The following is a 13,820-nucleotide window of genomic DNA, read 5'->3' as shown; positions in this document are numbered from 1 at the left end:
CTCTGACGCCGGCGTGACCGCTCGACCGCAAAAGCCGGATCTCAGGTTCGGGGGCCCGCGAATTCTGGACGCCAACGAACCCGGAGGAGTGATCCGTGCGGCGCGCCTGGCTTCCTGGAGCTGAAGCCCCGCGCCTGAACAGGCTGGCGCGGGGCGGACGGACTTCAACTTCCCGTGGGTGCGCGCGACTCGCTGCTCGACGCACGGGCGAGGATCAGCCGCAGTCGCTCCACGATGGGCTCGAGGTGCGTGTCCTGCAGCAGCTCATGATGGCTGCCGGGGACGTCGTGCACTTCCAGGCCGCCACGGACGAGAGGCTCCCAGCCGCGGTGACGTGGAAGCCCGGCCGCGGCCTCGCTGGCGCTCAGCAGCAGGGCGGTGCCGTCGTACGGCCGGGGCACGTACTTCTCCTGCGCGAAGAGGTTGGCCTGGAAGACGCGGAAGAGGGCGCGCAGCTGGGCGGCCCCGGAGTGCGCGTCGAGGATGCTCGCCCGGGCGCCTTCCTGGAGCAGGTGGTCCAGCATCGCGTCGTCGTCGCCTTGTGCCAGCGCTTCGGCCGAGACGGAGAGCTCCTGGCCGAAGGCGGTGGCCGTGGTCTGGGCGAAGGCGATCCTCACTCGGGCTTCGGAAGAGAATTGGGGCTCTGTTTCGGAAGGCGGCGTGATGCCGGGCGCATGGGCATCGATGAGTGCGAGCAGATCCACGGCTTCACCCGCCTCGCGCAGGCGGCGTGCCATCTCGTAGGCGATGACGCCGCCCAGGGACCAACCTCCCAACTGGTAGGGGCCCTGCGGCTGCACGGTGCGGATCGCTTCGATGTAGAGGGTGGCCATCTCCTCGATGGACTCGACGACGGGGCGCCCGTCGAGGCCGCGAGACTGGAGTCCGAAGACGGGCAGTGAAGGCCCGAGCCTGCGCGCCAGCTCCGAGTAGGCCAGGACGTTGCCGCCACCAGGATGGACGAGGAAGAGGGGCCGGTGACCAGGCTCTCCGCGCTCCAGGGGAACGAGGGGCATCCAGGCCCGCGAGTCGTCGCGGAGCACCTGCGCGAGTTGCTCGACGGTGGGCTGCTGGAAGAGGACGGAGAGAGGGAGGCTGAGGCCGAGACGCTCACGGATGGACGCGAGCATGCGCACGGCGAGCAGGGAGTGGCCACCCAACTCGAAGAAGCTGGAGCGGACGCCGACGGAGCGGACGCCGAGGACGTCCTCCCAGATGCGAGCGAGCTGCATTTCGAGCGCATCGCGGGGAGCGACGAAGTCCCGGGCCTCGATGGCGTGGGCATCGGGTTCGGGCAGCGCCTTGCGGTCGACCTTGCCGTTGGAGTTGAGGGGCAGGGCGTCCATCACCACGAAGGTGGCGGGCACCATGTACTCGGGGAGGCCCTGACGCAGATGGGCCTTGAGGGCTTCCACCTCCAGTGAGGCCCCGGCCTTGGGCGTGACGTAGGCGACGAGGCGCTTGTCGGCGGCCTCACCCTTCGCGACGACGACGGCGTCCTTGAGGCCCGGGGCGCGGCGGAGCGCGGCTTCGATTTCGCCCAGCTCGATGCGGAATCCACGCACCTTCACCTGGAAGTCGATGCGGCCGAGGTACTCCAGGCGCCCGTCGAGGCGATAACGGACACGGTCGCCCGTGCGGTACATGCGGCCGCCGGGAGGCCCGTAAGGCTCGGGCACGAAGCGCTCCGCTGTGAGTTCCGGGCGCAGCAGGTAGCCGCGCGCCTGGCCTTCACCCGCGAGGTACAGCTCACCTGCGACACCCACGGGCACCGGTTGCAGCGAAGCGTCCAGCACGTAGGCACGCGTCGCGGGTAGCGGGCGGCCGATGAGGGGCACTTCGTCACGGCCGACGAGGGAGGCGGTGGAGTAGGTGGTGTCTTCGGACGGGCCGTAGAGGTTGAAGAGCTTCTGCACCGTCGGGACGGCGTACACCTGCTTCGCGAGCGTCTCCGGGAGGGCTTCACCGGCGAGGTTGATGACACGCACGGAGGGCGGCACCGCGCCCAGGCGCAGCAGCTGCGCCATGGCGGAGGGCACGGTGTTGACGAGGGTGACGTGGGAAGCGGTGCTCAGTTCCGCCAGGTGCAGGGCGTTGCGTGCCACGACCACTGCGCCACCACTGCTCAACGGAGCGAAGAGTTCGAAGACGGAGAGGTCGAAGTTGAGGCTCGTCGCGGCGAGGGTCCCCTTCAGTTCCTCCGGCGAGAAGGTCTCCAAGGCCCAGTGGAGGAAGGAGACGGCGTTGCCATGGGAGATGGCGACGCCCTTGGGACGGCCGGTGCTGCCGGAGGTGTAGATGAGATAGGCGAGATGGCCGGGGTGGATGTCCACCGCGGGTGCCGTCGTCGGCTGTTTCACCAGCTCCACGTCCGAGTCGAGGCACACTGGCGTGGCAGTGGTCTCCGGCAGCGCCGAGAGCAGATGGGAGTGCGCCACGAGGGCAGGACCCTGCGCGTCCTCCAGCAGCCAGCCCAGGCGCTCACGCGGGTAGCTGGGGTCCAGCGGCACGTAGGCACCACCGGCCTTGAGGATTCCAAGGCTGCCAATGAGAAGATCCTCGGTGCGCTCGACGCACAGGCCGACGCGGACTTCAGGCCCGACGCCAAGTCCGCGCAGACGGTGCGCGAGTTGGTTCGCCTTCGCGTCCAGCTCCCGGTACGTCAGTTGCCGCTCGGGCGTGATGACGGCGAGCGCATCCGGCGTGCGACGCACCTGGGCCTCCACCATCGCGGGGATGCTGAGTTCGCGCGGCACCTGCGAGGCAGGAGGATTCCACTCGACGAGGAGCTGCTGGCGCTCGGAGCCAGTGAGCAGCGGCAGGTCCCCGAGTCGTGATTCAGGCTTCTTCGCGATGGCCTCCAGCAACACGCCAAAGTGTCCGGCCATGCGCTGGACGGTCGCGGCGTCGAACAGGTCCGTCGCGTACTCCAGCGAACCGACCAGTTCCCCCTGGACCTCTTGCAGGGCGAGGGAGAGATCGAACTTGGCGAAATGTGCTTCCAGCGGCAGGGCTTGGAAGGACAGTCCCGGCAGACGCAGCGCCTCGGTGGGCGTGTTCTGCAGGACGAACATGGCCTGGAACAGGGGGCTGCGGCTCAGGTCGCGCGTGGGCTGCACGGCCTCCACGAGCTTCTCGAAGGGCAGGTGCTGGTGCTCGAAGGCCGCGAAGGTCGTGCCTCGCACCTGGGCCAACAGCTCGCGGAACGTCGCGCGCGGGCTCAAGTGGGCGCGCAGGACGAGCGTGTTGACGAAGAAGCCGATGAGGCCTTCGGTCTCCGCCTGGGTGCGGCCGGCGATGGGTGAACCCACGCTGATGTCTTCCTGCGCGGAGTAGCGCGACAGGAGCACCTGGAACGCGGCGAGCAGCACCATGAAGGGCGTGGCCCCCTCGCGTCCCGCGAGCGCCTTGAGCGCACGGGCGACGTCCCCGGGGATGCGAACCTCCATCGTGGCGCCCCGGTGGGACTGCACGGGCGGCCGCGGACGGTCCGTGGGCAGCTCCAGCGCGGCGGGAGCTCCGGAGAGCTGCTGCTTCCAGTAGTGGATCTGCGCGTCCAGTGCCTCACCCTGGAGCCAGTTCCGTTGCCAGGCCGCGAAGTCCGCGTACTGCACGGGCAGCGGCGTGAGGCCAGTCTCCTTGCCGTCATGGAACGCGGAGTACAGCGAGATGAGTTCGCGGACGAGCACGCCCATGGACCAGCCGTCGGAGACGATGTGGTGCATCGTCACCAGCAGCAGGTGTGAATCCTCGCGCAGCCGCACCAGCGCACTGCGCAGCAGGGGACCCGTGGCGAGGCGGAAGGGTCGCCGGGCCTCCTCGTCGGCCAGCTTCCGAGCCTCCTTCTCCCGCTCCTCTTCGGGCAACGAAGAGAGGTCCATGAGCGGCAGCGTCCATGCCGCCGGAGCCTGGATCCGCTGCGTGGGCTGCCCCTGATGTTCGTGGAAGGTGGTGCGCAGGGCTTCGTGACGGGCGACGAGTGCCTCGAAGGCACGGCGCAGGGCTTCCACGTCCAGGTGGCCCGAGAGCTGGAGCGCGACCGGAAGATTGTAGGACGCATCCTCGGGCTGGAGCTGATCCAGCAACCACAGCCGCTGCTGCGCGAAGGACAGAGGCAGCGGGCCGTCGTGCGGGGTTCGGGTGAGCTTCGGAGCATGGGCGCTCGCGCTTCCGTGAAGCCGCGCGGCCAGGGCTTCCACCGTGGGGGACTCGAAGAGGGCGCGGAGGGGCAGCTCCACGCCCAGGTCCGTGCGCACGCGCGAGACCACCTGGGTGGCCAGCAGCGAGTGCCCGCCCAGCTCGAAGAAGGAGTCCTTCACGCCCACCTGGGGCAGGCGAAGGACTTCCGCCCAGATGGAGGCCAGCTTCGCTTCGGCTTCCGTGAGAGGCGCTTCGTAGGTGTTGCCGGACTGAGGTGCCTCCGGCTCCGGCAGTGCCTTGCGGTCCACCTTGCCGTTGGAGTTGAGGGGCAGGGCGTCCATCACCACGAAGGTGGCGGGCACCATGTACTCGGGGAGGCCCTGACGCAGATGGGCCTTGAGTGCCTCCACTTCCAGGGAGGTCTCAGCCTTGGGCGTGACGTAGGCGACGAGGCGCTTGTCGGCGGCCTCACCCTTCGCGACGACGACGGCGTCCTTGAGGCCTGGAGCGCGGCGGAGCGCGGCTTCGATTTCGCCCAGCTCGATGCGGAAGCCACGCACCTTCACCTGGAAGTCGATGCGGCCGAGGTACTCCAGGCGCCCGTCGAGGCGGTACCGGACGCGGTCGCCCGTGCGGTACATGCGGCCGCCGGGAGGCCCGTAAGGCTCGGGCACGAAGCGTTCCGCTGTGAGTTCCGGGCGCAGCAGGTAGCCACGAGCCTGGCCTTCACCGGCGAGGTACAGCTCGCCTGCGACACCCACGGGCACCGGCTGGAGAGACGCGTCCAACACGTAGGCACGCGTCGCAGGGAGCGGGCGGCCAATGAGGGGCACTTCGTCCCGACCGACGAGGGAGGCAGTGGAGTAGGTGGTGTCCTCGGAAGGCCCGTAGAGGTTGAAGAGCTTCTGCACCGTGGGGACGGCGTAGACCTGCTTCGCCAACGTCTCCGGCAGGGCTTCACCGGCGAGGTTGATGACACGCACGGAGGGCGGCACCGCGCCAAGACGCAGCAGCTGCGCCATGGCGGAGGGCACGGTGTTGACGAGGGTGACGTGGGAGGCCGTAGGCAGCTCCGCCAGGTGCAAGGCGTTGCGAGCCACCACCACCGCGCCACCACTGCTCAACGGAGCGAAGAGTTCGAAGACGGAGAGGTCGAAGTTGAGGCTCGTCGCGGCGAGGGTGCCCTTCAACTCCTCCGGCGAGAAGGTCTCCAAGGCCCACTGGAGGAACGTCACTGCGTTGCCATGGGAGATGGCGACGCCCTTGGGACGGCCGGTGCTACCGGAGGTGTAGATGAGGTAGGCGAGGTGGCCCGAGTGGATGTCCACTGCGGGTGCCGTCGTCGGCTGCTTCGCCAGCTCCGTGTCCGAGTCGAGGCACACCGGCGTGGCGGATGTCTCCGGCAGCGCCGAGAGCAGATGGGAGTGCGCCACGAGCGCAGGGCCCTGGGCGTCCTCCAGCAGCCAGCCCAAGCGCTCACGCGGGTAGCTGGGGTCCAGCGGCACGTAGGCACCACCGGCCTTGAGGATGCCGAGAGCGCCGATGACGAGGTCCTCGGTGCGCTCGACACAGAGGCCGACGCGGACTTCAGGCCCGACACCCAGGCCGCGCAGGCGGTGCGCGAGCTGGTTCGCCTTCGCGTCCAGCTCCCGGTACGTCAGCTGCCGCTCCGGCGTGATGACGGCGAGCGCATCCGGCGTGCGGCGCACCTGTGCCTCCACCATCGCGGGGATGCTGGACTCCGGTGGCACCTGCGAGGCAGGAGGATTCCACTCGACGAGGAGTTGCTGGCGCTCAGCATCCGTGAGCAGAGGCAGGTCACCCAGTCGGGTGTCCGGCTTCTTCGCGATGGCCTCCAGCAGTACGCCGAAGTGCCCGGCCATGCGCTGGATGGTCTCGGCATCGAACAGGTCCGTCGCGAAGTCGAATGAACCGACGAATCCGTCCCGGCCTTCACGCAGACCCAAGGAGAGGTCGAACTTGGCGAAGTGTGCTTCCAGCGGCAGGGCCTGGAAGGACAGTCCCGGCAGACGCAGCGCCTCGGTGGGCGTGTTCTGCAGGACGAACATGGCCTGGAATAGCGGGCTGCGGCTCAGGTCGCGCGTGGGCTGCACGGCCTCCACGAGCTTCTCGAAGGGCAGGTGCTGGTGCTCGAAGGCGGCGAAGGTCGTGCCTCGCACCTGGGCCAACAGCTCGCGGAACGTCGCGCGCGGGCTCAAGTGGGCGCGCAAGACGAGCGTGTTGACGAAGAAGCCGATGAGGCCTTCGGTCTCCGCCTGGGTGCGGCCCGCGATGGGGGAACCCACGCTGACGTCATCCTGTGCGGAGTAGCGCGACAGGAGCACCTGGAACGCCGCCAGCAACGTCATGAACGGCGTGGCACCTTCCCGCTGTGCCAGGGCCTTGAGCGCGTGAGAGACCTCCGAGGGGATGCGCACGTCCACCGTTGCGCCCCGGTGGGACTGCACGGGCGGTCGCGGGCGGTCCGTGGGCAGCTCCAGCGCGGCGGGAGCTCCGGAGAGCTGCTGCTTCCAGTAGTGGATCTGCGCGTCCAGTGCCTCGCCCTGGAGCCAGTTCCGCTGCCAGGCGGCGAAGTCCGCGTACTGCACGGGCAGCGGCGCGAGGCCAGTCTCCTTGCCGTCATGGAACGCGGAGTACAGCGAGATGAGCTCGCGGACGAGCACACCCATGGACCAGCCGTCGGAGACGATGTGGTGCATCGTCACGAGCAACAGATGTGAGTCCTCGGTCAGCCGCAACAACGTGCTGCGCAGCAGCGGTCCCCTGGCGAGGTCGAACGGCTTCCGTGCTTCCTCGTTGGCCAGCCTGCGCGCCTCGTCTTCCCGCAGCGTCTCAGGCCGGGTTGAGAGGTCCACGAGCGGCAGCGTCCAACCGCTGGGCTCGCGGACGGTCTGGATGGGCTGGTCCTGATGCTCGTGGAAGGTGGTGCGCAGTGCGTTGTGACGGGCGACGAGCGCCTCGAAGGCACGGCGCAGGGCCTCGATGTCCAGGTGTCCCGAGAGCTGGAGCGCCGTGGGGATGTTGTACGACGCGTCCCCGGGCTGGAGCTGATCCAACAGCCACAGTCGCTGCTGCGCGAAGGACAGAGGCAGCGGGCCGTCGTGCGGGGTTCGGGTGAGCTTCGGAGCATGGGCGCTCGCGCTTCCGTGCAGCCGCGCGGCCAGGGCTTCCACCGTGGGGGACTCGAAGAGCGCGCGCAGGGGCAACTCCACGCTGAACTCCGCGCGCACGCGAGAGACCACTTGCGTGGCCAGCAGCGAGTGCCCGCCCAGCTCGAAGAAGGAGTCCTTCACGCCCACCTGGGGCAGGCGCAGGACTTCCGCCCAGATGGAGGCCAGCTTCGCTTCGACTTCGGTGCGAGGCGCTTCGTAGGTGTTGCCGGACTGAGGTGCCTCCGGCTCCGGCAGTGCCTTGCGGTCCACCTTGCCGTTGGCGTTGAGGGGCAGGGCGTCCATCACCACGAAGGTGGCGGGCACCATGTACTCGGGGAGGCCTTGGCGCAGGTGGGCCTTGAGGGCTTCCACCTCCAGCGACGCATTCACCTTGGGGGTGACGTAGGCGACCAGCCGCTTGTCGGCGGCCTCACCCTTCGCGACGACGACGGCGTCCTTGAGACCTGGAGTGCGACGGAGCGCGGCTTCGATTTCGCCCAACTCGATGCGGAAGCCACGCACCTTCACCTGGAAGTCGATGCGGCCCAGGTACTCCAGGCGCCCGTCGAGGCGGTAACGGACACGGTCGCCCGTGCGGTACATGCGGCCGCCGGGAGGACCGAAGGGCTCCGGTACGAAGCGCTCCGCGGTGAGTTCCGGACGCAGCAAGTAGCCGCGCGCCTGGCCTTCGCCCGCGAGGTACAGCTCGCCTGCGACACCCACGGGCACCGGCTGGAGAGACGCGTCCAGCACGTAGGCCCGCGTCGCGGGTAGCGGGCGGCCGATGAGGGGCACCTCGTCACGACCGACGAGGGATGCGGTGGAGTAGGTGGTGTCCTCGGACGGGCCGTAGAGGTTGAAGAGCTTCTCAACCGTGGGCACGGCGTACACCTGCTTCGCCAGCGTCTCCGGGAGGGCTTCACCGGCGAGGTTGATGACACGCACGGAGGGCGGCACCGCGCCCAGGCGCAGCAGCTGCGCCATGGCGGAGGGCACGGTGTTGACGAGGGTGACGTGGGACGCGGTGGGCAGCTCCGCCAGGTGCAAGGCGTTGCGGGCCACCACCACCGCGCCACCACTGCTCAACGGAGCGAAGAGCTCGAAGACGGAGAGGTCGAAGTTGAGGCTCGTCGCGGCGAGGGTCCCCTTCAGTTCCTCCGGCGAGAAGGTCTCCAAGGCCCAGTGGAGGAAGGAGACGGCGTTGCCATGGGAGATGGCGACGCCCTTAGGACGGCCGGTGCTGCCGGAGGTGTAGATGAGGTAGGCGAGGTGTCCGGCGTGGATGTCCACAAGCGGAGCCGTCGTCGGCTGCTTCGCCAGCTCCGCGTCCGAGTCGAGGCACACCGGCGTGGCGGATGTCTCCGGCAGCGCCGAGAGCAGATGGGAGTGCGCGACGAGTGCAGGGCCCTGGGCGTCCTCCAGCAGCCAGCCCAAGCGCTCACTCGGGTAGCTGGGGTCCAGCGGCACGTAGGCACCACCTGCCTTGAGGATGCCGAGAGCGCCGATGACGAGGTCCTCGGTGCGCTCGACGCACAGGCCGACGCGGACTTCGGGCCCGACGCCAAGTCCGCGCAGTCGATGCGCGAGCTGGTTCGCCTTCGCGTCCAGCTCTCGGTACGACAACTGCCGCTCCGGCGTGATGACGGCGAGCGCATCCGGCGTGCGGCGCACCTGGGCCTCCACCATCGCGGGGATGCTGGACTCCCGCGGCGCCTGCGAGGCCGGCGGATTCCACTCGACGAGGAGCTGCTGGCGCTCAGCATCCGTGAGCAGGGGCAGGTCGCCAAGCCTCGTGTTCGGCTCTGATGCGATGGCCTCCAGCAGTACGCCGAAGTGTCCGGCCATGCGTTGGATGGTCGCCGCGTCGAACAGGTCCGTCGCGTACTCCAGCGTGCCCGTGATGCCCGTGGGGGCCTCCCTCAGTCCCAGGGAGAGATCGAACTTCGCGGAGCGGGTCTCCAGCGGCAGCGTCCGCATGGACAGCCCCGGCACGCGCAGCACCTCGCCCGGCATGTTCTGCAGGACGAACATGGCCTGGAACAACGGATTGCGGCTCAGGTCGCGCGTGGGCTGCACGGCCTCCACGAGCTTCTCGAAGGGCAGGTGCTGGTGCTCGAAGGCGGCGAGCGTGGTGTCGCGCACCTGGACCAGCAGCGCCCGGAACGTCTTGCGCGGATCCACGTGGGCGCGCAGGACGAGCGTGTTGACGAAGAATCCGATGAGGCCCTCGGTCTCCGCCTGGGTGCGGCCCGCGATGGGGGAACCCACGCTGATGTCATCCTGCGCGGAGTAGCGCGACAGGAGCACCTGGTAGGCCGCCAGCAGCACCATGAAGGGCGTGGCGCCTTCCTGCTGGGCCAGGGCCTTGAGGGACTCCACGAGGGGGGCGGGAATCCGCACCTCCACCGTGGCACCCCGGTGCGTCTGCACGGGCGGACGGGGACGGTCCGTGGGCAGCTCCAGCGCCGCCGGCGCACCCGCCAACCGCCGCTTCCAGTGAGCCAGCTGCGCGTCCAGGACCTCTCCCTGGAGCCAGTCGCGCTGCCACGTCGCGAAGTCCGCGTACTGCACCGGCAGCGGCGGGAGGGCCGGCGTGCTGCCCGTGCTGAAGGCCTCGTAGAAGGCGGCCATCTCGCGCACGAGGACGCCCATGGACCAGCCGTCGGAGATGACGTGGTGCATGGTCACCAGCAGCACGTGCTCCTCCGCTCCCAGGCGCACCAGCAGCCCTCGCAGCAGCGGTCCCGTGGCGAGCTGGAACGGACGGCGGGCCTCCTCGGCCACGATGCGCCAGGCTTCTTCCTCGCGCTGCTCCTGGGGCAGCGCGCTCAGGTCGACGACGGGCAGCTCCCACGCCGCGGAGGTGTGGACTCGCTGCGACGGCGCCTCGTGGGACGCGGCGAGCGTGGTGCGCAGGGACTCGTGGCGGGCGATGAGCGCCTCGAAGGCGCCTCGCAGTGCCGCCACGTCCACCCGGCCCGACAGCCGCAGCGCGGTGGGGACGTTGTATGACGAATCACCCGGCTGGAGCTGATCCAACAGCCACAGGCGCTGCTGGGCGAAGGAGAGCGGCAGGGCCCCCTCGCGGGACACGGGCCTCAGCGGCGGAGCACGAAGCGCGGAGGACGGGGCCTCGTCGAGCTTCGGCGCGAGGGCTTCGACGGTGGGCGCTCCGAACAGGGCTCGCAGCGGCAGCTCCACGCCGAACGCGGCGCGCACGCGCGAGACGAGCTGGGTGGCCAGCAGCGAGTGGCCACCGAGGGCGAAGAAGTCGTCGTGGAGGCCCACGCGCTCCACGCGCAGCACCTCCGCGAAGAGGGCCGCGAGCTGCTCTTCGGTGGCGGTGCGCGGCGCGACGAAGGAGGCCGCGAGCGGTGCGTCCCCCGGTTCGGGCAGGGCCTTGCGGTCCACCTTGCCGTTGGCGTTGAGGGGCAGGGCCTCCAGGACCAGGAGCGAGGCAGGCACCATGTACTCCGGCAGCCGCTGCCGCAGGTGGGCCCGCAGCGCCTCCACGTCCAAGGTGTGGCCTTCGTGCGCGGTGAGATAGCCGATGAGGCGCTTGTCCGCGTCCGAGCCCCGGGCCATGACGACGGCCTCGTTGACGCCCGGGAAGGCGCGCAGGGCGGCTTCGATTTCACCCAGCTCGATGCGGAAGCCGCGCACCTTCACCTGGAAGTCGACGCGGCCCAGGAAGTCGAGCGTGCCGTCCTCCCGCCAGCGGGCCTTGTCACCCGTGCGGTAGAGCCGCTCTCCCGGAATGGAAGCGAAGGGATGGGGGACGAAGCGCTCCGCGGTCAGGTCGGGGCGGTGCAGGTAGCCCCAGGCGAGGCCCGGGCCTCCGACGTACACCTCGCCCGCGACGCCCACGGGCACTGGATGGAGGTTCGCATCGAACACATAGGCGGTGGAGTTCGGGATGGGACGGCCAATGGAGACGGGACCCTCCACGCGCGTGTGGCGGTGCAACGGCAGCGTGGTGGAGAAGGTCGTGTTCTCCGTCGGGCCGTAGGCGTGCACCAGCGTCGCGCCTTCGGGGAGCCGCGCCAGGTGGTCGCGCAGACGCGCCCAGGGCATCAGCTCACCGCCCGTGAGGACCTGGCGCACCTCCGCCAAGGCTTCGCCCTGGTGCAGGGCCATCTGCTCGAAGAGAGCGGTGGTGAGCCACAGCGACGTCACCCGGTGGCGCCGCAGTTGCTCAGCCAGTTCTTCCAGCGACAGGGCATGCGGCGGAGCAAGGACGAGCTTCGCGCCGTGCAGCAGCGCACCCCAGATTTCGAGCGTGGAGGCGTCGAAGGCAACCGGTGCAGCCTGGAGCCAGACTTCATCCGGCCCGAAGCGCATGAAGGTGCTGCCGAGCACCAGGCGGGTGATGCCCCGGTGCGGCACGCTGACGCCCTTGGGACGGCCGGTGCTGCCGGACGTGAACATGACGTAGGCCAGGGACTCGCCCTCGACGGAGACGTCGAGCGCGTGCGTGGGCAGTGCGGCCAGGACGTCCTGCTGCGCGTCCAGCCAGACGCGGTTGCCGGAGGCGGGCAGCTTGGAGGCGAAGGGCTGATGGGTGAGGACGACGCCAACGTCCGCGTCCTCCAGCAGCATCGCGATGCGCTCCACCGGCGCATTGCGGTCCACGGGCACGAAGGCGGCGCCAGCCTTGAGGATGGCGAGGAGCGCCGTCACCAGCTCGAACGAGCGCTCGATGGCGAGGCCCACGCGCGCGCCGGGCACGATGCCGAGGCCGCGCAGATGCCAGGCCAGTTGGTTGGCGCGGGCTTCGAGCTGGGCGTACGTCAGCGACGCCTCCCCCAGCACCAGGGCCACCGCGTCGGGCGTGCTGAGGACCTGCCGCGCGAAGTGGACGTGGACCGGGACGTCCAGGGGGCTGGCGACGGTGGTGTCGTTCCAGTCCACGAGGATGCGCTGTCGCTCCTCACGGGAGAGCAGCGACAGCCCGGCGACGGACTGCTCGGGCCTTGAGGCCACGGCCTCCAGCAGGATGCGCAGGTGGCTGGCCATCCGCTCCATCGTGCTTCGTTCGAAGAGGGCGGTGCTGTACTCCAGCCAGCCCACGAAGCCCTGCGCCGAGTCCTGCAACGTCAGGGTGAGGTCGAACTTGGCGGAGCGTGCTTCGGCGGCCACCTGCTGGAAGGTGAGGCCCGGGATTCGCAGGTCCCCGGTGGGCGCGTTCTGCAGCGCGAACATCACCTGGAACAGCGGGCTGCGGCTCGCGTCCCGCACGGACTGCACGGCTTCGACGAGCTTCTCGAAGGGCAGGTGCTGATGCTCGAACGCCGCGAGCGTGGTGTCGCGCACCTGCGCGAGCAGCTCGCGGAAGGTCGCGCGTGGATTCACCTGGGCGCGCAGGACGAGCGTGTTGACGAAGAAGCCGATGAGGCCCTCGGTCTCCGCCTGGGTCCGGCCTGCGATGGGCGTGCCTACGCTGACGTCGTCCTGGCCTGCGTAGCGTGACAACAGGAGCTGGAAGCCCGCGAGCAGCACCATGAAGGGCGTGGCCCCCTCGCGCCGGGCCAGCGCCTTGAGGGCCTGGGTGGTTTCGGGCGGAAGCTGGACGGTGAGGGCCGCGCCCGCGTGGGACTGGATGGACGGACGGGGATGATCCGTCAGCAGCTCCAGCGCGGCGGGCGCGCCCGCGAGCTGCTGCTTCCAGTAGCGCAGCTGCGCGTCGAGCGTTTCGCCCTGGAGCCACTGCCGCTGCCACGCCGCGAAGTCCGCGTACTGCACCGGCAGGGGGCTGAGGGCCGGCGCCGTGCCCTGGGTGAATGCCGCGTAGAACGTCACGAGCTCGCGCACGAGCACGCCCATGGACCAGCCGTCGGAGACGATGTGGTGCATCGTCACCAGCAGCAGGTGCTCCTCTTCGCCCAGCCGGACGAGCGCCGTGCGCAGGAGCGGTCCGTGTTCCAGGCGGAACGGATGACGGGCATCCTCCGCGACCCGGCGCCGGGCCTCGGCTTCGCGCTGCGCTTCCGGCAGGCTGGACACGTCCATGAGCGGCAGGGCCCATGCTCCGGGGGCGTGGATGTGCTGGGTGGCCTGGCCCTGATGCTCCTGGAAGGTGGTGCGCAGGGAGTCGTGGCGGGCGACCAGCGCTTCGAAGGCGCGGCGCAGGGACTCCACGTCCACGCGGCCCGTCAGCCGCAGCGCCGTGGGGATGTTGTACGACGCATCGCCCGGGGTGAGCTGATCCAGGAACCAGAGCCGCTGCTGCGCGAACGAGAGCGGCACGGCACCTTCATGCGCGACGGGCCGCAGCGGCGGCAGGTAATGCCCGGAGCCATGGGCGCTGTCGAACTTCGCCGCGAGCGACTCCACCGTGGGCGCTTCGAAGAACCCGCGGAGCGGCAACTCCACGCCGAACGCGGCGCGTACGCGCGAGACGAGCTGCGTGGCCAGCAGGGAGTGGCCTCCGAGCGCGAAGAAGTCGTCGTGAATACCGACGCGCTCCACGCGGAGGACTTCGGCGAAGAGGGCCGCGAGCTGCTCCTC

General features: G+C 69.7%; 1 protein-coding gene. It reads right to left on the bottom strand.

The features are described 5' to 3' along the window. Nucleotides 1–164 precede the first annotated feature (164 nt). A partial coding sequence (locus GTZ93_RS41600; protein ID WP_161663364.1) for a non-ribosomal peptide synthetase occupies nt 165–13,820 on the bottom strand: 13,656 nt, incomplete at its 5' end.

It is taken from the genome of Corallococcus exiguus, assembly GCF_009909105.1.
Classification (GTDB): Bacteria; Myxococcota; Myxococcia; order Myxococcales; family Myxococcaceae; genus Corallococcus; species Corallococcus exiguus.
This window is presented reverse-complemented; position numbering and strand designations above follow the sequence as displayed.